Source organism: Deltaproteobacteria bacterium, assembly GCA_016183235.1.
Classification (GTDB): Bacteria; UBA10199; UBA10199; order DSSB01; family JACPFA01; genus JACPFA01.
In genome coordinates this window covers 1-24,254 of record JACPFA010000043.1, presented here as the reverse complement: position 1 = coordinate 24,254, position 24,254 = coordinate 1, and the positions used below count along the sequence as shown (strand labels likewise).

Here is a 24,254-nt window from a genome sequence, read left to right as displayed (position 1 = left end):
CGGGATCCAGTATTGATATGAGTTTTGTAAATGCTCGATTGCTGCTGGCAATTGATAATATGAACTACCAAATACCTCTCTTATACCAAGAATACATCAAGCCCTTTAAAATCGGGGGTGAACCCTTAGTTGCGGTCAAAGATTATTTGCAAATGAGTCGCCAAACTCTGTTTGACTTGATGGAACAAGATTGGCCTGCGCTTAAGCAAGTTCAATTTTATAGCTATTGTATCGATCAAATCATTCGGGGGCTTTATGCGCGGGCTTGTCAAAAATTATTTCATAACGAAAAGTTAAAAATTAGTTTGTTGGCGCAGGGGGGTTATGGCCGTTTAGAAATGAATCTCTATTCTGATGTTGATATTCTTTTTTTCTATGGTGAAAAAAGTGAGGCCAAGGTTAAACTCTTAAGCAGCGAACTGTTGTACCCCTTGTGGGATGCAGGTCTTACGGTGGGTCATGCCACTCGCAACCTCAAAGATTGTCGCGACATCATTCGCCAAGATCAACAAGCTTTTAGTAGCATGCTTGATGCTCGTTATTTAGATGGCGATATGGTTTTGGCCGAAAAGTTTCTTTCTTTTATGGGTAATATTTTTAGTTCACGAAAAATTTTGCGCGATTTTCTTGATCATAAGGTTGAAGAGAAAAAAGATCGCATTAATAAGTTTGGCAACTCTGTTTATTTAAGCGAGCCTAATGTGAAAGAAAGTGAAGGGGGCTTGAGAGATTGGCATCTTATTCGTTACACGCTGATTGCTTATCTTAAATCAGGCCAAATCGATGATTGGGTATTTGCAGGTTTGCTCACGAATGAAGAAGCCGACATTATTGCCCGGGCCTTAGAATTTTTATGGCATACCCGGAATGTATTGCATTGGGTGTCCGGGCGTTGCACCGACAAGTTGCTATTTCAGTATCAAGAGGCGGTGGCGCAAAAAATGGGGTTCGTGGGTTCTGAAGCTAGGCATGCGGTCGAACAGTTCATGCAAACCTATTATCAGCATGCGGCCAATCTGAATAAAATTTCTGCGGAGGTATTACGCCGGGTAGGCAAAGGTAAACGCCGGATTGTGCAAAAGTTGCGCGCCAAATTTCGCCCCCGCATCGACGAAAACTTTTTAGAAGAAGAGCATAAAATTGTTGTTCAAAATTATGCTGCCTTAGAAAAAACCCCTATCCTTATTTTAAAAGCCTTTTACCATTTTCAAAATTTACAAACCCCTTTAGATGGTGGTTTGTTATATTGGATTCGCACCCATCTGCATTTAATCAATGATACTTATCGCCAAGATATTGAAGTTAATACCCTATTGCGTAAGATCTTTTTTAATCTGAGTTTTTTGGGTGAAACTTTAAAGGTTATGCACGAATGTGGTTTTTTTGGGGCCTTGCTGCCTGAATTTGGGGAAATTTCATTTCAGGCTCAACACGATGTGTATCACTTTTTTACTGTCGATACGCATCTGATTTTGGCTGTCGATGAATTGTCAAAACTGTGGGGCGATGGCTACGATGAAGAATTTCCTCAATACAAAGAAATATTACAAAAAGTGGACCGTCCTGATTTGCTTGTCCTTGGCGTCTTGTTTCACGATATTGGCAAAGGGAAGGGGGGTAATCATTCGAACCGAGGGGCTGATATTGCGGTAAAAGCGATGACTCGTATGGGCTATCCCCCTGAAGATCAACAGGTCGTCGATTTCTTAGTTCGTTCCCACTTAATCATGTCTCATCTTTCGCAACGCCGTGACCTTGAAGATACCGGCATGGTTGAAAATTTTGCCAGCACCTTAGGTAGTAGCACCAATCTTGATTTGCTATTGCTATTGACCTGGGCAGATATTCGGGCGGTGGGGCCAGAAGTTTGGACGGCGTGGAAAGGTTCACTTTTAGAAAATCTTTATTTCAAAACCAAAGCTGCCCTTAAAGAGGGCGAACGTAACAAACGGCACTTTCGCGCTGTGGCAGAGGCTCGCAAACAAGAAATTTTGGAAGTTTGCCAAGGCGAAAATTCACAAGCTGAATATTCTTTTTTTAACTCCCTACCCAGGCGTTATTACATGGTGCACAAACCCACCACCATTCAACAGCATTTAGAACTTATTCGTAGTTTGGGGGAACAACTTTTTACCTTGCGGGTGCAACAAGATGAAAAACAGGGGGTGACACGATTATTTTTGTTCACTTACCAAAATTTTCAAGTCATGTCTCGTGTGACCGGGGTGCTGGCCTCGTGTGGAATTAATATTTTATCTTTAGTTAGCTACTCGGGTTCTTCGGGAGGGGTATTATTACTCTTAAGGGTGACTGACCCTAAGGGGCTGGCCTTAAGATCCGAAAAAATATGGGAACGTTTTCAAGAGCGCCTTCAATCGGTATTGTTGGGCAAGGTGAGAGTTGCTGAATTGTTCGCTGCCACCAAGGTTTCTCCACTGATGCAAAAAGTGGTGCGGCAATTGCCTCCTAAAATTAATATCGACAATGATCTTTCAGCTTATTACACCGTTATTGAAATCTTTGCGAACGATCGAGTAGGGTTGCTTTACGAAATCATTTCTTCTTTAGAAAAGTTAGGCGTTTATATCGATATCTCAAAAATTTCCACCGAGGTTGATCAAGCAGCTGACATTTTTTATGTAAAAGATATTTTTGGTGGAAAGATTACGGAGGCCAGCAAAATCAAATCAATTCGCCATAGCCTGCAAGCCGTCTTAGAACCAGAAAAAATCCCCCAAAGTAGTCATGCCTGAACCATGTCATCCCCGCACACCTAAAAATTTTTACTGAAGTCGGCAGAGGCTTCCAGGGGTCCGTGTCGTCCGGCGGTTACGGCCGCCGGACGCACTCAAAGTCTCAGCTTTCACGGCTATATAGCCATAGTGGTGAAAGCTTCCGACAAACCCCTTCCAGCCTCAGCCAACTTCAGTAAAAATTTTCATATTTCTGCAAATATTTGAAGAGATATAAAAAGAGAACAAAGTGACTTTGAAGGTGAGGTAGTTTCGCCGACCCATCGCGGAATCGGCGGGGCCCCCACGCGGGCTAGCCGGCATGGAAAGCCGAGGCCCCCGCCTCTGGCGGGGGAACGCGGAAGGCTTCCGTGCTGGCTAGCCCCGTGAGGGTCGCCGATGGAGCGCCGGGTCGGCGAAACTACCTCACCTTCAAAGTCACTTTGTTCTCTTTTTAGGTACGGCAATGTGTAAATGAATTGAAGATTAGCTTCTCCCTACCTCGAAAAGACGTGGCTAAAAATTGTATAGCATCCTTGTGTAGATTTGCATTTATCGGTAGAGTGATTACATGTCTTATTCCGAAATTGTTACCTATGGATTTTTAATCTTGCTTCCGGTGGGGTTTATTATTTTTTTGATGGTCCGAGATAGGCGCTATTTGAAAAAGTCTACTCGCCAGTCGATGCGTAAAGAATTGATGAGCGAGATTAACGCGGAGCGTCAAAATGCCTATGAACGTAAGAAAAAGTTTGAGCAAGAATTGCGTAAATACCAATAGACCTCTTGCATAACCTATTACGGGGTCAAGCAAGCTCTCACCTCTAACCGAGGAGATTGCCGCGCCCGTTGGGCTCGCAATGACACCATGTATTATAAATATTGGTAGACGAAAGGCTTAATTTTTGCCAAGAAAAACTATAGATGTCGCCCAAAATTAAAATCTGCAAAGAAGAAGGCTGTTCTAATCAACAAACCACCCGCGGTTATTGTCGCCTCCACTACTTGAAAAATTGGAGAAAGATCCGCGAGGCTAAGCAAAAGAAATCCGCTAAAGACTTGAATCGTTTCATCGATAGCGTTATGCGCAAAAATCCCGATAAGGGGATTGTGGGTCTTAAAGAAGAATTAAAAGATGAGGCGCAGCTGGAACAAACGGTCGAAAATTATCTTTACGAAGATGACCTTAATAGCGCCTTAGAAGGTTTAGGCTATAAAAATGATATCGACTTCATTATCGATAACATCAAGATCGATGAAAACTTCTAGCCTTGTCTGTCATTGCGAGGCAAGCCCGCCGAAGCAATCTCACCGGTTAGACAGAGTAGATTGCTTCGCCCTGCTAGGCTCGCAATGACACAATCTCCCTATGCATCCCAATTCCAAATATTATTATATCAAAAGTTATGGTTGCCAAATGAGCGACTTAGACAGCTTGCAAATGGCAAGGCTTTTGCAGGGGGAGGGCTATCAATCCACCACTGATCCCGAATGTGCCCAAGTGATTTTGATTAATACCTGTAGTGTGCGAGAAAAACCCGTGCAAAAACTTTATAGCGACATCGGGCGAATGCGCAGCCTGAAATTACAAAATCCCGAAATGATCTTGGGCGTCACCGGTTGTCAGGCCCAGGCCGATGGGAAAAAACTTCTGAGTCATTTTGGTTATCTTGATCTAGTGCTGGGCCCTGATCAACTGAAAAAATTACCTGAATTACTGCGTGAACTTCTGCTTAAGCGTCGGCAGGCCCTCGAAGTTAAATTTGAATCGAAAGAAGATTATCAATTTTTACATCTAGTTCCACAAGAAGGCGAATCAGAAACAAAGGCCTTTGTTTCAATCATGAAGGGTTGTGATAATTTTTGTTCGTTTTGTATTGTTCCCTATGTTCGGGGGCGTGAAGTCTCGCGAGACTCTTATGATATTATTCAAGAGACCAAGCATCTGGTTCAATTAGGGGTTCAAGAAGTAACGTTGCTCGGCCAAAATGTTAATTCATATGGAAATAAGCGAGGTGATTCTGTTAATTTTTCAAAGCTCTTAAGTATGATTGCCGATCAAACCCAACTCAAACGTTTGCGCTTTACCACTTCTCATCCCAAAGATTTATCCGATGCCTTGATTGAGCAATTTAAGGTCAATCCCATTTTGGCTCCGCATTTGCATCTTCCCTTGCAATCGGCTTCCGATGCGGTTTTGGCCAGAATGTATCGCGGCTATACTTTAAAAGAATACCTTGATAAATTAAACCGGTTACGCGATGCCAACCCTGATGTGGCAGTAACCACCGATATCATTGTAGGTTTTCCCGGGGAGACAGCGGCAGATTTTGAGTTGACAATGCAGCTCATCACTGAGGTAGAATACGACTCGATTTATGGTTTTGTCTATTCGCCGCGTCCTAAGACAACCGCCGCTCAATATTTTGCCGATGATGTGACTCAAGAAATAAAGGCGGCACGTCTACAACAGGTGTTAGATTTACAACAAAGCATCACGGCCCGCAAAAATTTAGCCCGGGTGGGAAAGATCGAAGAAGTTTTGGTTGAAGGGCCTTCAAAATTAGGCGAAACCGTTCAAGGCCGAAGCCCTCATAACCGCATTGTCCATTTTCAAGGGGGGCCTGAATGGGTCGGCAAATTTGTTTCGGTTAAAATTACCGGGGCACAAAACAACTCTTTAAGGGGTGAGCCTATAACTTATGGAAGATAACAATCTTATTCTTGTTGAAATGAAAGTCACGGGGCTAACGATTGATCCTTTTACCAATATGCCCATTATTATTCTCAAGGATCTCGAAGAAAAAACGGCGTTGCCCATTTGGATTGGTTTAATCGAAGCGAGTTCGATTGCCACCGAGCTTGAAAATATTCAATTGGCTAGGCCCATGACTCATGATTTAATGAAATCCATCCTTCAAGCCTTGGGGGTAATGGTGACTAAGGTCGAAATTAATGAATTGGCCGACAATACTTTTTACTCTAGGATTTTTCTCGTGTCGGGCATTAAAGAATTTATCATGGATAGCCGCCCCAGCGATGCCATTGCCTTAGCCCTCCGCACCAAAGCGCCTATTTATGTAGATAAGCGAGTGATCGATAAATCTAGGCGCATCGATCTTTCCAAGGCCGATGGTGAAAAAACTCAAAATCAAAAATGGACAGAAATTTTAGAAAACTTGTCTTTAGAAGATTTTGGGAAATACAAAATGTAGGTGGACCTGTCATTGCGAGAGATTGCTTCGGCCGGCTGGCCTCGCAATGACATCTGTTCTGTCATTGCGAGGAGTTTTGCGACGAAGCAATCTAATCTGCTAAAATTTCTTCCCGCCCTAGCTTACGCCATACTTCTGTTTTATTTGTCTTCAGGGGTTCGAACCACCCCAGCTCAAATTAACGACAAAATTTTGCACATTATGGCCTATGGTGGGTTGGGGTTTTTAGTCGCCTATGGAATCCAAGGCACTAGCAATTTTAAAGCCCTCGCTATCATTTTCATTGCGGGCCTCTTGAGTACATTGTATGGCGTGGGCGACGAGATTCATCAGTACTTTGTGCCGGGCCGGTTTTATTCTTATGGCGATATGATCGCCGATGCGATTGGGTCTTTTTTAGGGGCCATGGCTTTTTTAATTTTGCTGCAATGGGTGAAAAAATTTAATGGGCGTCATGCCATTTCAAAATAAAGTCCCACAAATTTCATCGGAGGTATTTATTGCTAATAATGCCACGGTGCTTGGCGACGTTAGCCTGGGGTGTGGCAGCAGTGTGTGGTTTGGTGCGGTGATTCGAGGCGATGTGCATTCGATTCAGGTTGGTGAATTAACTAATATCCAAGATCACTGTGTGTGTCACGTCACTCACGGTCAGTGGCCGGTTGTTATTGAATCGGGAGTTACCGTTGGGCATAGTTGCATAATCCACGGTTGTCATATCAAAAAGGGCGCCTTGATTGGGATGGGATCGGTGTTGCTCGATGGTTGTGTGATTGGTGAAAGTGCCATGATTGGGGCCCGTTCCTTGGTGACTGAAGGAACGGTTATTCCTCCTCGGGTATTAGCCTTGGGGTCGCCTTGCAAGGTCGTTCGAGATTTAACCGAATTAGAAATTCAATTTTTAGAGGCTTCGGCCCATCATTATTATGAATTAGCGCAGAGTTATTTGAAATCGGTAAGTAGGAACCTGTGAGACTTACGAGGTCGGCAGCTGTAGTGGAGCCATCGCGGAAGCGGCAGCGGGGCCCCTCTGTCATTGCGAACCCAACGGGGTGAGGCAATCCCTTCTGTCTAACCGGTGAGATTGCCACGCCCGTTGGGCTCGCAATGACAGAAAGTCCATGTTAGCAACTTTAAATGATTTAGTACGATCAGGGACTGTGGAGTTGAGGGGGATAAAGTTAATTAAAATCAACATGTTATAAGTAATTGTCCCATGGTTTCACCTGCTCCGCGTTTCAACTTTAAGTTTGATAATGAAAAGGCCTACCAGCCCGCTTATTATCCCTCAGCGAATTCGCAACCTTTAGCCGCCTCTGTGGTTGCATCCTCTGAGCCCAAACTCAGTATCGACCAACGCTTTGCGGCCTTCACTCAAGCCATCGCTCAACGCCTTGCTACTTCGCCGTCAGATCCTTCCGTAGTGCAAGGCCTTTGCACTCAATGGAAAACATTAGCGAGTGAAGTAGGCGACACCACGCAATGGTCGCTTGCCGAAGGGATTTCTGCTTTAGCCAGTGGAAAATTTGAAGCAGCTAAAGCAGAGCTAGCCAAAATACGAAGATCGCATCCGTTGGCTGATCAACTTTTGACGGGTATTAATGAATACGAAGCCACCGCTCGACGTTCCGATGCCGTCAAATTATTTTTAGCCGTTTATCAATCTCGCCATTCTGAATCCGATAACAAAAATCCACCGGCGGTTTTTCATCGTTTGACGGATGCGCTGGCAGAAGGGCGTAGTTTAAAGGCGGCTTGGGAAAATTTACCGGCAGAACTTCAAAATGAATTAGATGAAGGCTTAGGTGGCAGTGGAGTTCGACAATATATTTTGGCATTGCCCTGGGAAACCGGGTTGAATTTAAGACAAGAGCTTTTTGCTTTGGCCAATAACTTGTCGTTAGACGATCGCATTAACGAAGCCGTGGTGATTTATGGTGTGGTGGCTGATGGTGAAAATTTAGGGGCCTACAATTTAGACAAAAATTCTCACTTGCAACACCAAGCCCAATGTCAAGTTGGGGCGATTACGGGTGAGGGGCCTTGTGTGCGTGGGGTCGATGCTTTTGTGTTTCAAGGCACGCGGTTTTTTTCCAGTGCCACCAGTTTAGAATCTATTTTGAGTTTTGGCGGTGCCTTTGTGGTGGGGCGGATGATCAAGAGTGTCGCCATGGCCCGTTACTTAAGCCAAGCCCCCAAGTTGGTTTTATCAAGTTTACCCATTTATTCTAACCGTGGTTCTTGGGCCTTAACTAAAGTAGGGGCCGGGGTAATATTGGGTGAAACCGCCGTGATGACAGGGCTGGGCACTTATTTTCAACACCATCGTGGGCTACCCATTACCTTAGAGGGTGTGGGCAAGATGGCGGGGGCTAATTTGCTAACCTTTGGGCTTTTGCATGGGAGTGGCATGTCTGCAAGCTATGCTCATTCCAGATTACATAACGTAACGGGTCTGGGTGTGGCGCAAAGGTTCATTTCAGCCAGTACCTATTCACAACAAGCGTTACGGCCAGCTTTAGGTGTAGCTGCCTTTACGGTTGCACCTCAATTGGAATATGTTGTGCATTTGCGCGACAAACCTTTGCCTTGGCAAGCCGCCATTCCCCAAGGGTTTTTTGGCTATGCTACGCCCATGGTCGCAAGCAAGGGCTTAAATATTGTGTGGGGTCGGTCAGGCCAACAGGCCTTTGCCAAAATGGAGACACAGGCTCACATTGCTGGCAGAATCATTCGCAATCCGTCGCTAGCTAGGCTCTGGGATCATACCGGCAGAAATTGGCAAAATTTTTTCCCCAATTTAAGCTGGGATCAACAGGTCGGTCTCATGGGCCCACGGCTTGCCTTTGCCGCAAACGTAGACCCCGCCGTGCTTGGCCCGAGAGGCCGGGCAGGTGACTATGGTGAAAGGCGCCCTTGGTGGAACTCGCTACTTTTTAAAATAGCCATCCCTGGGTTGGGAGAAAAAGACGGCACCTATGTGTCTGAGCGGCAGTACCCTGATGTTCGTCGTAGAAAAGATGAAACAAAAACCATGGTATTACCCAGACCCTTAGACAAGAAAAAAATTTCTTATGCTCTTACAGATTCACTGACTGAAGCCTTGCGAACTGTCAGTGGCATCCAAGATGAATTAGACGTACGAGACATACCCTTAGATCATTTTGGGGCATCACTAGGCCGTGTCTTTACAGAGAATCAAAATGATATACTAAGCTACCAACGCGGGGGTGTGACACCCAAAAATGCGTCTGCTGAACAAGTCGATCGTATTAAACTCGTTGCCGAGATTATCGGTTTTGTAGAATACTTTCGTTGGTCAGCTCAAAGCCCGTTGATTGACGGGTTTTTTGGTGAAAGCGGTGCGGAAAAAGGCAGTTATGAATCAGTCAAAGAATATGTAGCCAACTTCTTTCGACCCAATTTAGAGCAATCCCCCTCAGAGGTTCGTCAAACCGATGTGGTTCCTTATACGCAAGGCGCTTTGTCGATTGGAAATGGAGCTATGTTGGGTTTGTTGGCGGCGTTACGTTATAAAATCAAACCAGGGCCAGCCAATCTGCCCTTTTGGTATGGGCTTTTTACCATTGGTCGTGACGCTCGAGAAGTTGCGGCGATTAATCAACAGGGTAAGAAGCTTGCAGACAAAGGTGGGATGTTGGTCAACGCCTCTCACGAAGCCCCCGTAGTTGCTTTTCAAGCGGAGAGTCAACAAGCCGAAGTCTTGCGTCGCACCATGCAATTGCAATGGCTCAACATTCCTTCTTCGGCACTTCCATCGGTGGTGACCCATGACTACATCCGAAATTTACCCCAACATGCCATTCTGGGATGCCCTATTAAAGGTGTCGTGGGTCTTACCCGAGACAGGGGTACCGGTCAGTTACGGCCTCTGACTCGAGCAGAATTAGAAGACCCTAATGTTGAAATCGTAGCAACCTATCGCCCTGACCAATATATTGAAAAAGTTATTCGTGAAGTTAATGTGCAGCGTGTGGGTGAGATGGAAGGCGAGCTTGTAGCGGCTAAAAACCTTTTACGATCGTTCTTCGAGACACTTAACTTAAGTGAATATCAAGATGTAACTGCCGTAGGTTCTAGCGTTGATCCAGTTGAACGATTTCTTCAAATCCCTCGTTCTGAACGTAATTTTTTAATTGGTCGGTATAGAAAAAGAGCAAGCGACACTGCTTCAGTTGATGCGGTTCGGCGTATTCATGAGTTAGATCACATTGATATCGTACCTGTAGAGGGTTTTTATCCCCAAGATCTTTTGTTTAATGGCGGTGGGGTTACTTTGACATTTTACGGCCCTAAGGAGGCTGATCAGGCTGCCCGGAACTTGCTTAAACTTTATAAGAGCGACTACGTTCAAGTGGCCACTTCTGACCGGATGGAATCTGGAGTTTGGGGCGGTATTTACAAAAATGTTGCTACTCTCGATATGGGTTATCAGGCTGGAAGATTAGCTTTTGCTAATTTGGCTCCTACCGTAGGTTCACCCGTCGATCTTGGGTATGAAATCAGTAAGATTTACAGTGATCGTTTGAAGGATATGGGGCAAATGGTTGTGGTTAACGAAGGTGCAAGGGCAGCGGCGCAGGGGGTTGTTTTTGATCAACCGGTCGAAGCCGATATGAGATACTGCAGTTCGTTTAATGTTAAGACGTTAGCAGAAATTGCACAAGCTGCTAATGCATTTGGTGCAAACAGTTTAACTCCGGATCAAGCTAGAAATTTTTTAACAACTAGGGTTTTAAAATCCGATGTGGCTAGCACTCGAAACCCAAAACGTGGGTTAATGCAGGCCATTATTGAACATTGGAACCAAAAACGCGCTCTTACTGAAGCTGGTAGTGGGGCTGCTGATATTTTACCGCAAGAAATGCGAACCATTGAAGGTGAAATTACTTTACCTGTATTGGTAGCCAGGGCCCATGCCCAAGCCCATGCCGATCAGCGTCGTTTGCCTAACTTTGTGTATGACTCACTTAAGGTCTTTTATCCAGCCCGATACGCAAGAATAGCACCTAATTTACCAGCCGAGGTAAAACTGGCTTTGAGGGAAGCGCTTTATACCGATACGGTGGTCAATGGTAATCGCATTGATTCAAGAGATTTGCGTCGTGCCATCGATCGGGCTGACAATACAACCATTGAAATATTGAATAATCTCTTTGAGGGCCTTGCGGGTTTATACACAGGTGTCGATCGTACTCCTACCACTGAACGCCCTTATGTTTTACAAATCGAGCAAATCAATGGAATGATTAAGATGGTCAATCAGGGGCGCCTGCCGGGGGCCCCCATTATGATGGTTGATTTGGATGCCATGCCTTTTCTTAATGCCTACACTATTCCGTTCTATGATGCAGGCCGCGTGCGGATTATCGGTGCTTATACTTATGTAAAAATGACCCCCGAAAAGGCACCCCAAGGTCTCTTACGCTTGGGCAATTTATTCCGGCATTATAATACGTATCAACGTTCTGAAGTGGTGGTTGATTTAGAAATTTCGGAGCCAATTTCTATAGGAACTGCAAATGATTATAGTAATGCCATTGAGAAAACGGTTCAGAGTTTTAGCGAGCTTTATGGCAATCACTATACCATTAATTTTAAAACGCGTGTGACAGAACCTCCTACCGAAGAACAACCAACTCCAGAAATTAATCATTATGAAAGAAATCTTGAAAAACTAGCGTACACTAGAGAGTCTTCTGGAGGTTTCTCAATGGGTTTTATGAGCGAAGTTCGGCAAAATTTTGGGCTTACCCCTGCCTCCGTCAACGGCCGAGCAGCAAGCACTGGGCGATTATTAGCTCCTTTATTTCGTGATCCCAATGTTCAGCGCTTATGGACGCGGCTATTGATTCACCAACCTAAAATCACGGTGTTTACAGCGATACAAGCTGCCATGAGTCGGCCAGAAAATGGTTTGTTATTAGGGGACTATGATGCCTCGGGTCAACTGGTAAATGCCTATGTACTTTATGATCATAGGGGTCAAGCCTATGTTAGTAATCCCTTTATCGATCCGTCAAATGCTCCAAATCTATATAATCTCAGTCGTGGTACATCCTTTAAAAGTTTTTTGGCAGATCAAAAGATTTACCGTAAAGACCATACCCTTAGAATTTTAGACATTAAACAATTGCCCATCATCGATGCCTTAATGGGAAAATATGAGCGGGTCAATCCCGTTGCCTTATTAAGATTTCTGCAAGGTGATGCAACTCGCGTGGGCGAATTAAATCGCGATTTACAACCGTTTTACCTTGAAGACACGCCTGGTTCTAAAGCTAGGGCCCAAGCCCTTATCAAGGGTTACCTCGAAAGCCCCCCATCTCCGTAGGCTCATTCCAAATCCAAAGCCATCTTAAGGGCGTGATTCAAGGCCTTTAATTTTGAAACTCCAACACCTCAAGGGCCTCTTTATTAAGTGAATCACTATTTTTATTAAGAATAGATAGATCATTCTGATTTCGAACTTCTTTTTTGATTTTTTCTAAAAATAGAACAATAGCCTCCTCAATGAGCTTGGAGCGATTTGTGTATTTCGTTTCTAAAGAGCTCAATTGTTCCAGAATAGAAGCCGACAATGTAATAGAGGTTTTAACTTTCATACTACATGAATACCCTAAAACGAGGTGTATTTTAAGGTATATTGTCATGAGCACTTAAAAAACATATAGTTTGTTATAAAAGCTGTCATTGCGAGGAGTCTGCGACGAAGCAACCTCCACCATAGCATGTTGGAGATCGCCACGCCCTTCGGGCTCGCGATGACAAAGTCACTTCTAAACAAACTAATGTTTTTTAAGTGCGAATACGAGGAGTGAAGCGCGGGTTGAGGAAAGCTAAACCCCTGAAACTGAGACATTACCTTACGTGATATTTATCTTACGATTTGCTAACTAATGCGCTTCGTCCCAATTAGGCCCAATGCCAATACTAACCTTAAGGGCAACCTTCATCGGATGAACTCCCTCCATGGCCTCTCGAATCATTTCTTTAACTTGAAAACTTTCAGCTTGCGGGGATTCAACCACCAATTCATCGTGCACTTGTAAAAGCAGCCTGGCGTGGCTTTGAGTTGAAGTTAATTTTTGATCGAGGCGAATCATCGCGAGTTTTATAATGTCAGCGGCGGTGCCTTGGAGAACCGTGTTGAAGGCAAAACGTTCCGCCATTTGGCGTAAGGCCTGATTGCGATGCTCAATGTCTGGCACCTGACGGCGGCGACCCAGCAGGGTGCGTACTTCCTTGGTTTGGCGGGCGGTCATTAATATCTGGTCACGATAGGTTTTGACCTTTTGATATTTTTGAAAATATTGATCGATATAAAGTTTGGCCTCGCTTTGGGAAATTTTGAGTTGGGCCGATAACCCATAGGGGGTTTGGCCATAGATCACGCCAAAATTAACCGTCTTGGCAATAGCGCGCTGTTCGTTTGTTACGGCTTGGGGATCGATATTAAAAATTTTTGCGGCCGTGAGGCGATGCACATCGAGGTTTTGTTGAAAGGCCGATAAAAGCTCGGGGTCTTCACTTAAGTGGGCCAAAATGCGCAACTCAATCTGCGAATAATCAGCACTCAATAAAACCCAATCAGATTCGGTGATAAAGGCACGGCGGATCTTGCGCCCTTCTTCCGTACGGATGGGGATATTTTGCAGGTTGGGGTCGGTCGAAGAAAGTCGCCCGGTTTCAGCAATGGTTTGATTGTAGGTGGTATGAACCCGACCCGTTTTAGGATTAACCTGTTGAGGCAAGGCATCAATGTAAGTTGAGATGAGTTTAGCCAGGCTGCGATAGTCTAAGATTTTTTGGGGTAGGGGGTGAGTCTTGGCTAATGCTTCTAACACGCTCACATCGGTCGAAAATCCTGTTTTGTTTTTCTTTTGAGTAGGGAGCTGAAGTGTTTCAAAAAGTATTTTGCCCAGTTGTTTAGGGGATTGAATATTAAAGCTAGTCCCCGCTAATTGAAAAATCTCGGTTTCGATTTGGCTTAATTTTTGTTGATATTCTTGTTTGAGCCCATGCAAAAAATCAACATCGATTTTAATGCCCGCCCGTTCCATCTTTAAAAGCACATAAGTGGTGGGAAGTTCGATATTGCACAACACAGAAGTTAATTGGTCTTGAGATAATTTTTCTGCAAAGAGACGGGACAAGCGAAGGGTCACGTCAGCATCTTCACAAGAATAATCTTTGGCGGCTTGCAGATCAACATCGGCAAAGGTTTTTGTTTTTGGGACCACCTGACTAAACGGGATATTGCGATGATTGAGAAAATGTTGAGCCAGAAAATCGAGTGAATGAGAACTTGCCGGGGAGAGCAAATAAGAGGCGATCATGGTGTCCATGCTTAACCCCAGCACCTCAAGCCCATAATTCATGAGCACATGCGCATCGTATTTAAAATTTTGAGCAACTTTGGTTAAATCAGGATTCGCAAATAAGGGCTTTAATTGTTCAAGGGTTTCTTTAATTTTTAAAGGCTGGCTCGTGTGATGCCCCACGGGCACATAATAGGCCTCACCCGGGGCCACAGCAAAAGAGAGCCCAACCAGATTGGCTTGCAGAGCTACTAATGAGTCTGTTTCGGTATCAAAAGAAAAGGTTTTTGCACGAGTTAACTGTTCAATTAATTTCGCAAGGGCTGGTTCACTATCCACTAAATGATAATTTGTCTTAGGTAGTTGTTCAAAAGAACCTGATAAAGGGTTAGGCGGCTCATTTTGCAAAAGCCGAGTAAATTCAAATTCTCGATAAAGGGCTTGCAGCTCATCTTCGTGAGGCGGTTTTCTTTCAAGCGCATCGAGCGCACAGGCAAGGGGAACCTCAGTGTGAAGCGTGGCGAGTTTTTTAGAAAGAAAGGCCTTGTCTTTGTCTTGTTCTAAACGTTCTTTTTGTTTGCCTTTGATTTTGTCGAGGTTGGCGTAGACAGCTTCAATGCTACCATAGGTTTGAATAAGGTTAGCGGCAGTTTTAGGCCCAATCCCCTGCACCCCGGGAATATTGTCAGAGGTGTCGCCAGCTAAGCCTAAAACCTCGATCACCTGCCCAGGTGATACTCCAAATTTTTCTAAAACTTCTTTTTCTCCAATATTTTTATCTTTCATTGGGTCATAAAGGCTCACCCGCTGGTTGACCAATTGCATGAGGTCTTTATCGCCGGTTACTACGACCATAGGAATGTCGGTAAAACGTTTGGCCAGGGTACCGATAATATCATCGGCTTCAAAACCAGGCAGTTCCAAACAAGTGAGGTTCCAGGCCTCAACTAACTTTTTAATATAAGGAATTTGCCGAGCCAATTCCCCCGGCATTTCTTCCCGTTGGGCCTTGTAGGCGGCAAAGGCTTCTTTACGAAAGGTAGGCTCGGGCCGATCAAAAACAACGCCTAAGTAATGAGGATTTTTTTCGCGAATCAGCTTCTGCAACATATTATTAAAGCCATAAATAGCGCTAGTGGGGAAGCCTTTCGAATTAGTGAGGTTGGGCAAGGCAAAATAGGCACGAAAAATAAACGAAGAACCATCAATGAGATAAAGTGTGTGCAGCGTCATTGTGGAAGCTATGGGTCTATTTTTTGAAAAAGTCAAAAAAAAATGATCTTGACGATCATTGCAGCGTATTGTATCATACAATACAATGAAATGGCAAGAGAGGACAGGAAAAGCTCAAGGGTTTCAATGGGATTCTGGTAATGCTCAAAAGAGTCAGCATAAGCACCAAGTGAGCTGTGAGGAGGCCGAACAAATATTCTTTAATCAACCCTTGCTGTTATTGGAGGATCCTATTCATTCTAGAAGTGAACCAAGAATGACAGCTTTTGGAAGAAACAATGCCGGACGATGTTTGACTATTAGTTTTACTCTAAGGGGGGAATTCATACGAATCATTTCTGCCAGGCCGATGAACCGAAAGGAAAGAAAAATTTATGAAGAACAAAATAAAAGATAAATTTGTTCCGTTGGAACCTTCGAATAGTACAAAACATCTCGATCTCACCAAAATGCAAAAGGCCCCCGACATGCCTGAATTAAAGGCTTCTACGGTAACGGTCAATTTGAGAATGCCATTGTCTCTCCTCAATGAGTTGAAGATACAGGCAAACAAAAGAGACGTCCCTTATCAGAGCTACATGAAAATGCTGTTAGCACAATCTCTGGGAATGCACAGCCAGGGGAGATGATGAGCTAATAATTGGCATGAGGTTACGAAGGTGAGGGCTATCAAGTTATTACAGTGTTTTAACTTTTAAATAGGCTGTCATCCCCGCGAAGGCGGGGATCCAGTGCTTAACCCCGCTTACAGAACTGGATCCCCGCCTTCGCGAGGATGACAGAAAACGTACTATCAAAAAGTTAAAATACTATAGTTGGCAAACCGTAATTTCTTAAAGCGATAATCTTTATAGTTAAAAGTAAGTAGTAGGCAATCTTCTTTTAAGGCTGTGGCAGCGATTAAGCAGTCAGCAAGGCCAATTTGTTTATATTGATTGCGTAATTCCCCTGCATGGCGCGCAATAGCTTCGTTGATCTCGATAAGATTAAATCCAGAAATAAAGGCCTCAGTTTTTTCTTTTTCATGAGGTTTCATGCCAGCAAGAATTTCTGCTAGGTTGATAACAGAAATATAAAGCTCCCCCGCAGTGCTTGCCTTTTCTAATAGAATTTTAGCCTTTTCTTTTTTTCGTAAGAAATCGATAAGCACATCGGTATCAACAAGAATTTTTTGAAGTGCCATATAATAACCTGGATTTGGAGGAACCTCTAAAAAGGGCCCAGATGCAAGGCGCCCGCGAAGACGCGACCGGAGCGTATATGGAAATACGTGAGGATCGTGGCTTTGCGGGCAACGCCGCAGATGGGTCGTTTTTAGAGGTTCCCTGAACGTTCTTTTCTAAGTTTTCGTATATAGGAACGGGTGGATCCTAAATCTTTGCGAGATTTCCATGCCCCAAAACTACCTTGGATGGCCTTTTTTAATTTTCTCCTTTTAAGCTCGTGAAGCAAGGCATCTGAAACAACGCGGCTTTGTTCCCCACGTGGCACAAGGGTGCGCAATTCTTTCAAAACAGTTTCGGGGATTAAAAAATTAGCTTGTTTAAGCGATTCCATAGGTTCTTTCCTATGATATAGTATAGGAATTTACCTAGGTTATCAATAGGAAAAAGTCAGGCCTAAAATATTTGAGGAATAGAAAAAGGACGGAACTCCCTTGACGGGGCCATTCGGAGGCAAACTTTCCTTTGAAGCCTGTGATCATGTTTGCCGAGAACCGAGGCAGCCCCCTGGCGTCTGAAGGGGGCTGGCGTGCCCCGTCAAGGGAGTGCCGTCCTTTTTAGGTGCGGCAATATGTAGATGAATTGAAGAATGAAAAAGAAGATTGCCACGCTCGCAAACGGTGCTTGCTCGCAATGACAGGTGGATTCTTTCCCGTTAGTTAATCACCGGGTCAAGGTAGAACTTCAGCATCCCGGTGTCGAGGTCAGGGCTAATAATTATATTTTGCAGTTCAAGCGAAGTAATGCCCGTGTTCTCAAGCAAGTCACCCAATGTATCAGCATTGCCATTTAAGATCGTACTTTGATTTTTGTCAAACAACAGCGGGCTGAAGGGAATTTCCAAAGGTGAAAAGCCGCCTTCAAATTCTTGAGTTTCTTCTTCATAGCGTTTTTCTTTCAAAGCCGCCCGAATGAGATTTTCTAGTTTGTCAGCGACTTCATGGTCACTGCGATTCGAAAACGTGTTGGTGCCGGGTACCACCGCCACATCAACTCGGCTCGCAATATTGTCAAAGGTAATCATGAAGGTCAGGGGCTGTTTGCTTGCATCCACCAAACCTAATTTTCCCGAAGGAGAATCGGCCGTATTCATTAACTGCACCCCACCATAAATGAGTGCATGGAGGCGCATTTTTACCAATGGTATGCAGTCACTATCACTGGGGCTATTATTAGGTTCACAACTGCCACCGGGTTGAGAAATGAGATGGCCCGTAGGGTCGGCTTCAAACATAGGCAAGTTTAATTCGCCCACGCCAATTTCTAAAATAGCATCTAAGCCCTCGATAGTTTTCAATTTAGCATCGGCAGGTAAATCATTAGCTGAAACCAGCCGAACCGTGATGGGTAGGGCATAAGTAGGTGTAATATCTGTAAACACCGTCGTATCATCGACAATCAAAGTATGATTAGAGCGGCGAAAATCCGAACCCAACAGAGACCCCGCATTGGGTTGTAATATCGGAGGTAATTCAAGCCCATTTTCTTCAATCAATTTTGGCCCAAAGGGAATGTCTAATAAGCCGCTCGTAATAATGCCAAATAAAATTTGGTTGATACCATTCTCACTAAGACCCGTGGCCAAAATGGGGCTCTTTCCGCTCAACAATTGCCCAAAAGTGGGGTTGGTACTATGGCTTAACACAAAGGGGCCCATGGTGTTGGCATTAAAGGGTGTGCCGTTCGGATCCAAAAATTGGATAGCAGGATCTTGATTGGCCTTGGCACGATTTTCAGCGTCTTTAATAAAATTGTTGAGGTAGCTGGCCGTGCCCGAACTAGCTAGGGCCAACGACAAGCCAATACGGCCTTTATCGTTACTACCCTTAAAAAGAGCGAGCCGGGTATTGGCTAAATCAACCCCTACGCGAATCGTATTTTCTTGGCCTAAGATTTTAACTTTTTGTTCAACAAAGATGGGTTTTTTCAAAAAGGAATTGATTTGAAAAGGGGTGTCTTTGGTGAGCATGTCAACAATGCTTTTTAAAAATTCTTCGCGGATATCGATGAGCTGAGTGAAGGGATCATCAAAAATAGGCCCGCCATTATAATCTGGGTCGGCTTTAATAAAACTATCTTTGGGTGTTGCCACGATATTGTCGGCAACAGATGCCCTAGTAATTTCAACTTGGATTTTGGGTTGAGCATCACTCAATTTAAATTTGATGGTAAGAGGAATCACCAAATGATTAAAATTTAAAATCAGGTGAGTTTTTTGTTTGTCGATGAGCTTGAGAAAACACTGTTTGTTAACCTCGGCTTTGTTAGCCCCGCTGAGTTTGTAGTCGCAGTGGTTCCCTGCAAAATCAGGGTCCCAGTTGAGTTCGCAAATATTATCTTGGTCTCTTTTGTTGGGGTCGCCTGGTAAATACATCGGCGTGCCCGCTTTGCTCAAAGGGATAGGATGCCCACACTCGTCTAAATCGGGCCAATCCGAGTCTTCATACATTTTGACATAAAAAGTGGTTAAGGCCATTTTGCCTTTGAGTTTGTTAATATCGAGCGTGGCTTTAAAAGTTTTTTTATCAACATCAAACTCGGTAGAAACATCGATGGTGCCAAGATCAAGGGTTTCCGGGTCAATGTCAATTGAAGTGTTGCCCTTGGAATAAGGGTAAATACCAATGGAGGGGAGATCTTTTCCTAAAAGTTTGTGAAAGTTTTTTCGAAAATCTTGGGAATTGACGTAGTTTCCTAACACCTCGGTGATATCTTTGGTGATGAATTGGGTCGTTAAACTAAGTTGCAGTGCATCGTTAGTAAAGGCCATGGTATTATTTTCTAAGGCTGCCTTGATGGGCTTTGTTTCTTGAATGAGAGCGCAGGCCTTGGTGTATTCACTTTCGTTACCGGCTGAATCTTTAATTTTAAAAGCCACAATGTTCATGCCGGGCTTTTTCAAAGGCACATCGCATTGCACGTGTGTGTTATTGTTAACCCAACGACAAATAGAATTGGGTTTTTCTGTGCCATTGACTGCAGCAACAATTTGATAAGTATCGGGCGCATCATCGGTAACTTTTAATTGAAAATCTACCTCGATAGGTTCTGAATTTTCATTCATATAATAATGATTGAAGCAGCCCTTTAAGGGGGTGAGAGTTGGCCCCTTTAAATCATTGTAGACAGAAATCTTTTTCTCGATTTTTCCGCCTTTATTTTTAAGCACAATTTTAATATTACTCATGCCATGGGGCAAAAACACCTGGCCGTTCATTAACCCTTGGCCGTTAGGCACTCCTAAAGATCCATCTTGTAATTGATTATTCACATAAATTTCAGATTGAGGCAGCCCCATAGTTTTTGGATAGGTGACCTTAACTTGAATGGGCACAGGGATTTGAGAGTGAAGTTTTGCCCCGTCTTCTGGGCTTAAGATCGTAAATTCAGGCGGGGTAACTCGGTGCACAAATAGGGTATTGATGACGGTCTTGGGTTCAGGATCGGCGATGACATCTTCGGCGAATTGAGTGGCGGTTACCGTAATGGCATAGGTACCTGCTTCAGCCAAACTAAACTGGGCTGAAAAATTTCCTGAACTAGGGGAGTAGGTTACTTCATCAAAATTTTTCACAAAAATTTGTGAATCAATTAATAAATTTTGCACCCGAACTTGCAGGTCTGAAAGAACCTCGCCGTGAATTTTACCTTCTACTTTTAGGTTGGTAATATTTTCGGCATACTCTTGTTCAGGTAGTGGGCTGCTGATGCAAACTCCAAAATCAGCTAGCTCAGGATGAGTTTCGTAGCCATTAGGAAAGTGACTGCAATCCCCCGCATGGTTTGATTTAAGAATTTCTTGATTAGGGGCCGGGATCAACTCAGCATAAAAATTATAAAAGAAACCTTTTTTAGGAACAAAGCGCTCCATGTGAGGACGAATTTGGGGAATTTTTAAATTCATCGGTGGCTTGGGTGCCTTGGGTTTCTCGGTAGAAGTTGGAGTGGGAGTAGGGGTTGTCGATGGTGGTGTTGGTGATACGGGAACTTGAGGACTTGTAGTAGGTTCAGCAGTAACCGTGTCTTCAATCGTGGTTGCAGGGCTGATTTGATTTTGCTTATTGTCTTGAACCGTAAAATCAATAGCGTCATTTTCTGCCTGTCCGCAGGCCACCAGCGTCAAAACAAAAAAACTAAAAATAAAATAACGGCTAAAAGGTTTCATCAGAACCTCCCTCCTGCCACCAATCCTGGCGCCCCATTTTCATGAATAGTAGGAGCTACAACTAAGGGTATATCTCCATCCGTGAAAGCGGTTAGTGAACCAATAATGATCGTGTTACCTACTGAAATTCCACACATGGCCCAATCTTCTTCACTACAAGCAATGGCCATTGAAATAAGAGGGCCAGCGGGGGCTGCATAACGTATACCATCATATCGTAATAAGAAATAAGGCAACACATTGGCATCCATTAGGGCCATGGTACGGAATGACCTGCTTCTTTCTGCGGCTGGCAAGCTGTCGCTTTCATCCGACAAATTTCCCAAGGCCACCCCAAGATTTGCTACTTCTAATGCCAGTACGGCTGAAGGGAATAACCAATTATCTTCTAACAATCGATCATCCAAACGATAGGCCAATCCAGCCAAAGGTCCGGTTAACATGGGTAAACCTGCTGCACCATAACGATCATCTGCCAGTAAGATGCCCGCATCAACTATTCCCACACCCACAGCGCCGTACCCAACAACATCATTACGAGAAGTGGCTGCTACAACACCCAAAATTAAACCACCTGTTTCTGCTGCCACAACTCCAACTGCACTATTGGCATGGGCACTAGTTTGAATCGCCTCGGCCTGATTTCGTGGCACTTCCCCTGACTTGGCACCAATATTTTGAGCAATCCCTGCCGCAAGCCGTTCCCTCGCTGCTGGTGCCGCAAAAACACTAACTACCCCTAACGAGAGCAAATCTCCAATTACACTTAAGTCTTTATCGATTCTGAAAGGAGCAAGCTTAATGGTATCTCCAAAATGATATTTAGCCGTAACTGCAAACCCAAAATCAGTGGTCATTTGTTCTTCGGCTCGCCATGAGGACCCAAGCTTGGTTAAGTCAAGGTCGGCATAAAGGCTTAGGGAAAAATCAAGGCTTCCCTCAATAGCCTTCCAATAAGGAAGCCACCAGCCGATGGGGGTTAAAGAAAGAGTAACCGGAAAACTGACTTCGGTTTCTCCTGAAATTCCAAAGTCTTCTGTTTCAGGGGTGGGCTGGTTTTCGCAATCTTCAACGGCAGAGTGATTAAATTTGGCATATTTTTTACAAATCTCTTCTTGCTGTTTAGGGTCTTCTTGAGCATCGTTTTTCAAACGTGGAATCGACCAACGCACATTAAACCCAAGCCCATCTGCGGTATAAAGGGAATGGCCATTTTTTTCAAAGATCCTGTGAAAGTTATTCAGCCCAGCTGTAAAAACCAGAAACTGTTGTTCTAAAGTGGTGTTGCTGCCCAGATCTTTGGGGAGAATCGTTGTACCATAACGGAGCAATAAATCGAGAGTAGTGGTTGTTAAACCAGGAGGAATAATACAAATCGCATCTGTTCCCACCTTTCCACTAAGCCCCACTTGTTGATCGGCAATATTGGCGTAAATGCCTGCCTGCGCCGAACAAAAGAAACTAAATGCTGTGTAGTCATTACCCATAAGTTTTCAATCACCAACTCCCCGTAGAATTTCTCGGTAAATTCACGAAATTGTTGCGAGAATCGGCAATTCTCTTTGACGCGACTGGCCAATGGGTATTGCTGTCATTGCGAACCCGGGGCCCTCTGTCATTGCGAGCCCAACGGGCGTGGCAATCCCCTCGCTTAAACAGGGGAGATTGCGGAATTTATCCTGAGGCTTGCCGAAGGACCTCTGGGTTCGCAATGACAGAGGTGCCCAGGTTCGCAATGACAGATCGACGCCGTTGCTAAGGGTCCTGCTTGCCTCGCAATGACAAAGAAGGTACAATGCGTCATGTTTTTTTGGCGCAAAAACCAAAAGATAGATTTTCAAGAATTATTAACTCCTTTTGTTCAACAATTAGCTTCTATTAAAAATTTAAAACCCTTACTTAAAAATTTACTGCGCTCTTTGACGCAAACCGCAGGGGCTTCGGCAGCCAATATCTTGCTCTACGAATCCGAACTCAATCAATTTGTGATCCAAGAAAGCGCGGGTGGTGATCCCCTAGTTTGTCAAATTAAGGCTCAAGACTCGGTCATTGTTTTTTTGCGCCAACAAAAGGGGTATTTATTAAAAAGCGCCCTGGCTAACGATCCCAGGTTTATCGATATTCGCACGGCGGGCTTGCGTTTGATGACTGGGGTTGGGGCCGAAGTTGTATTCCCCATGTGGGCCGAGGCAAAATTGATAGGCCTTATGAATGTGGGCCCGAAAGAAAATAGGCAAGCTTATTCAGAGCCCTTACTTGAGCTACTTTCTACCATGGCCTCTATGGCCAGCCTTTCGGTGAATAATGCGTTACTTTATCAAGAACTCACCCGTCAAAATGCCCAATTGGCAGAAATCACCAAATTGAAACAGCAATTTACTTCTAATATTACCCACGAATTACGCACCCCCTTGCATGGTATTTTAGGGCTAACCGGTATTTTGTTAGAGCAATCTTTAGGCGAGCTTAATGGTGACCAAAAACGTTATTTAGAAATGATTCAAGCCAGTGGCCAAAACTTATTAGAAGTGGTCGACAAAATTCTTGACCTCACCAAGTTTCAAGCCGGCACTCAAAAACTCATCGTTAAACCCATTGATGTGCAAAAAGTAATTAGCGATATTCATCAAAACCTTAAACCAACCCTTAAAGAAGAGAAGGTTAATTTTGAAATAAAATTAGGCGAGGTTAATAAGGTTTATGGTGATGAAGAACAAGTATCTTTAGTATTTTTTAATTTATTGGAAAATGCAGCTAAATTTACGCTGCAAGGTAAGATTACAATTATTGCTTCACGAATTGGAGATATGGCGCAATTTTGTATCTCGGATTCTGGGATTGGTATGGATGAACACGAGCAACAATTTATTTTTGAATCTTTTCGTCAAGCCAATGGGGAACTGAATCGCGCCTACGAAGGCACCGGGTTAGGCCTAACCATTGCTAAAAAAATTGTCGAGCTGCACGGGGGGCGCATTTGGGTCGAATCCAAAAAGGGCCATGGGTCCAATTTTTATTTTACCCTCCCCCAAAACCCCTCCCTCGTCCAAATGTGACATTATATAAAACACTGTCATTCTGAACCCAGCAGGGCTCCCTGTCATTGCGAGCGAGCCCCGTTGGCGAGCGTGGCAATCTTCCATTTTATTCTTCAATTAATCTGCAAATTGCTGCACCTAAAAATAGAGTGAGGCGACTTTGCAGTTGAGTTAGCTTTTTCGACCCGGCGCTCCATCGCCGACCCTCATATGGATGACCTCTTGGTCAAGGCTAAAGCGATCGTCCAGAGGGATTGAGATTTGGACTGAAGGAGCCTCGAGAACTTTTCAACCTCATATTCGCGT

Annotated in this window: 17 protein-coding genes; 11 read left to right on the top strand and 6 right to left on the bottom strand. The window is 44.2% G+C overall.

The annotated features are described in order from the left end of the window. Positions 1-17: 17 nt before the first annotated feature. The 8 genes from glnD to HYU97_11135 all read left to right on the top strand — a co-directional run bounded on the left by glnD (position 18) and on the right by HYU97_11135 (position 12,302). Positions 18-2,753, top strand: coding sequence for a [protein-PII] uridylyltransferase (gene glnD, locus HYU97_11170; protein ID MBI2337308.1), 2,736 nt, complete (start codon positions 18-20; stop codon positions 2,751-2,753). Between the two features lie 550 nt (positions 2,754-3,303). Continuing rightward, complete coding sequence (locus HYU97_11165) at positions 3,304-3,513, top strand: hypothetical protein (protein ID MBI2337307.1); 210 nt, start codon at positions 3,304-3,306, stop codon at positions 3,511-3,513. A gap of 143 nt (positions 3,514-3,656) precedes the next feature. Next, positions 3,657-4,001: a hypothetical protein gene (locus HYU97_11160; protein MBI2337306.1), complete on the top strand. Its 345-nt coding sequence runs from the start codon at positions 3,657-3,659 to the stop codon at positions 3,999-4,001. Positions 4,002-4,101: 100 nt separating this feature from the next. Beyond that, positions 4,102-5,445 carry a tRNA (N6-isopentenyl adenosine(37)-C2)-methylthiotransferase MiaB gene (miaB, locus tag HYU97_11155; GenBank protein MBI2337305.1) on the top strand — a complete coding sequence of 448 codons (1,344 nt, stop codon included), beginning with the start codon at positions 4,102-4,104 and terminating at the stop codon, positions 5,443-5,445. A gap of 7 nt (positions 5,446-5,452) precedes the next feature. Beyond that, positions 5,453-5,947 carry a bifunctional nuclease family protein gene (locus HYU97_11150; protein ID MBI2337304.1) on the top strand — a complete coding sequence of 165 codons (495 nt, stop codon included), beginning with the start codon at positions 5,453-5,455 and terminating at the stop codon, positions 5,945-5,947. Then, the gene (gene vanZ / locus HYU97_11145) at positions 5,948-6,418 is read left to right on the top strand and encodes a VanZ family protein (protein ID MBI2337303.1); all 471 of its coding nucleotides are present in this window, start codon (positions 5,948-5,950) and stop codon (positions 6,416-6,418) included. Further along, positions 6,402-6,920 (top strand): gamma carbonic anhydrase family protein, encoded by a 519-nt coding sequence (locus tag HYU97_11140; protein MBI2337302.1) that lies wholly within the window; start codon positions 6,402-6,404, stop codon positions 6,918-6,920. Before vanZ ends, HYU97_11140 begins: the two co-directional genes overlap by 17 nt. Before the next feature lie 243 nt (positions 6,921-7,163). Then, the gene (locus HYU97_11135; protein MBI2337301.1) at positions 7,164-12,302 is read left to right on the top strand and encodes a hypothetical protein; all 5,139 of its coding nucleotides are present in this window, start codon (positions 7,164-7,166) and stop codon (positions 12,300-12,302) included. 46 nt (positions 12,303-12,348) lie between these two features. Here the strand turns inward: HYU97_11135 and HYU97_11130 are convergent, their stop codons facing one another. Next, positions 12,349-12,573, bottom strand: coding sequence for a hypothetical protein (locus HYU97_11130; GenBank protein MBI2337300.1), 225 nt, complete (start codon positions 12,571-12,573; stop codon positions 12,349-12,351). A gap of 291 nt (positions 12,574-12,864) precedes the next feature. Then, entirely contained in the window at positions 12,865-15,522 is a 2,658-nt protein-coding gene (gene polA, locus HYU97_11125) for a DNA polymerase I (protein MBI2337299.1), read from the bottom strand. Positions 15,523-15,607: 85 nt separating this feature from the next. Here polA and HYU97_11120 point away from each other — a divergent pair, with 85 nt between their 5' ends. Beyond that, positions 15,608-15,919: a BrnT family toxin gene (locus HYU97_11120; protein MBI2337298.1), complete on the top strand. Its 312-nt coding sequence runs from the start codon at positions 15,608-15,610 to the stop codon at positions 15,917-15,919. After that, positions 15,897-16,151: a hypothetical protein gene (locus HYU97_11115; GenBank protein MBI2337297.1), complete on the top strand. Its 255-nt coding sequence runs from the start codon at positions 15,897-15,899 to the stop codon at positions 16,149-16,151. The genes HYU97_11120 and HYU97_11115 overlap by 23 nt, the downstream gene beginning before the upstream one ends. Positions 16,152-16,315: 164 nt before the next feature. Here the strand turns inward: HYU97_11115 and HYU97_11110 are convergent, their stop codons facing one another. From HYU97_11110 to HYU97_11095, 4 genes are all read right to left on the bottom strand, one after another. Beyond that, entirely contained in the window at positions 16,316-16,705 is a 390-nt protein-coding gene (locus HYU97_11110) for a type II toxin-antitoxin system VapC family toxin (protein MBI2337296.1), read from the bottom strand. 131 nt (positions 16,706-16,836) lie between these two features. Then, entirely contained in the window at positions 16,837-17,079 is a 243-nt protein-coding gene (locus HYU97_11105; GenBank protein ID MBI2337295.1) for a hypothetical protein, read from the bottom strand. A gap of 321 nt (positions 17,080-17,400) precedes the next feature. Further along, positions 17,401-20,910 carry a hypothetical protein gene (locus HYU97_11100; GenBank protein ID MBI2337294.1) on the bottom strand — a complete coding sequence of 1,170 codons (3,510 nt, stop codon included), beginning with the start codon at positions 20,908-20,910 and terminating at the stop codon, positions 17,401-17,403. Next, on the bottom strand, positions 20,910-22,397 hold the full coding sequence (locus tag HYU97_11095) for a hypothetical protein (GenBank protein ID MBI2337293.1): 1,488 nt from the start codon (positions 22,395-22,397) through the stop codon (positions 20,910-20,912). The genes HYU97_11100 and HYU97_11095 overlap by 1 nt, the downstream gene beginning before the upstream one ends. A 315-nt stretch (positions 22,398-22,712) precedes the next feature. On the opposite strand from HYU97_11095, the gene HYU97_11090 reads away from it, so the two are divergent. Next, entirely contained in the window at positions 22,713-23,966 is a 1,254-nt protein-coding gene (locus tag HYU97_11090; protein ID MBI2337292.1) for a HAMP domain-containing histidine kinase, read from the top strand. Positions 23,967-24,254 lie beyond the last annotated feature (288 nt).

What these genes read in the sequence shown, in the direction of transcription:
- HYU97_11100 (MBI2337294.1), bottom strand. Translation starts at nt 20,910, where the DNA reads ATGAAACCTTTTAGCCGTTATTTTATTTTTAGTTTTTTTGTTTTGACG.
- HYU97_11140 (MBI2337302.1), top strand. Translation starts at nt 6,402, where the DNA reads ATGCCATTTCAAAATAAAGTCCCACAAATTTCATCGGAGGTATTTATT.
- glnD (MBI2337308.1), top strand. Translation starts at nt 18, where the DNA reads ATGAGTTTTGTAAATGCTCGATTGCTGCTGGCAATTGATAATATGAAC.
- HYU97_11165 (MBI2337307.1), top strand. Translation starts at nt 3,304, where the DNA reads ATGTCTTATTCCGAAATTGTTACCTATGGATTTTTAATCTTGCTTCCG.
- HYU97_11095 (MBI2337293.1), bottom strand. Translation starts at nt 22,397, where the DNA reads ATGGGTAATGACTACACAGCATTTAGTTTCTTTTGTTCGGCGCAGGCA.
- HYU97_11135 (MBI2337301.1), top strand. Translation starts at nt 7,164, where the DNA reads ATGGTTTCACCTGCTCCGCGTTTCAACTTTAAGTTTGATAATGAAAAG.
- HYU97_11090 (MBI2337292.1), top strand. Translation starts at nt 22,713, where the DNA reads ATGTTTTTTTGGCGCAAAAACCAAAAGATAGATTTTCAAGAATTATTA.
- HYU97_11115 (MBI2337297.1), top strand. Translation starts at nt 15,897, where the DNA reads ATGAAGAACAAAATAAAAGATAAATTTGTTCCGTTGGAACCTTCGAAT.
- HYU97_11105 (MBI2337295.1), bottom strand. Translation starts at nt 17,079, where the DNA reads ATGGAATCGCTTAAACAAGCTAATTTTTTAATCCCCGAAACTGTTTTG.
- HYU97_11160 (MBI2337306.1), top strand. Translation starts at nt 3,657, where the DNA reads ATGTCGCCCAAAATTAAAATCTGCAAAGAAGAAGGCTGTTCTAATCAA.
- miaB (MBI2337305.1), top strand. Translation starts at nt 4,102, where the DNA reads ATGCATCCCAATTCCAAATATTATTATATCAAAAGTTATGGTTGCCAA.
- polA (MBI2337299.1), bottom strand. Translation starts at nt 15,522, where the DNA reads ATGACGCTGCACACACTTTATCTCATTGATGGTTCTTCGTTTATTTTT.
- HYU97_11110 (MBI2337296.1), bottom strand. Translation starts at nt 16,705, where the DNA reads ATGGCACTTCAAAAAATTCTTGTTGATACCGATGTGCTTATCGATTTC.
- HYU97_11120 (MBI2337298.1), top strand. Translation starts at nt 15,608, where the DNA reads ATGAAATGGCAAGAGAGGACAGGAAAAGCTCAAGGGTTTCAATGGGAT.
- HYU97_11130 (MBI2337300.1), bottom strand. Translation starts at nt 12,573, where the DNA reads ATGAAAGTTAAAACCTCTATTACATTGTCGGCTTCTATTCTGGAACAA.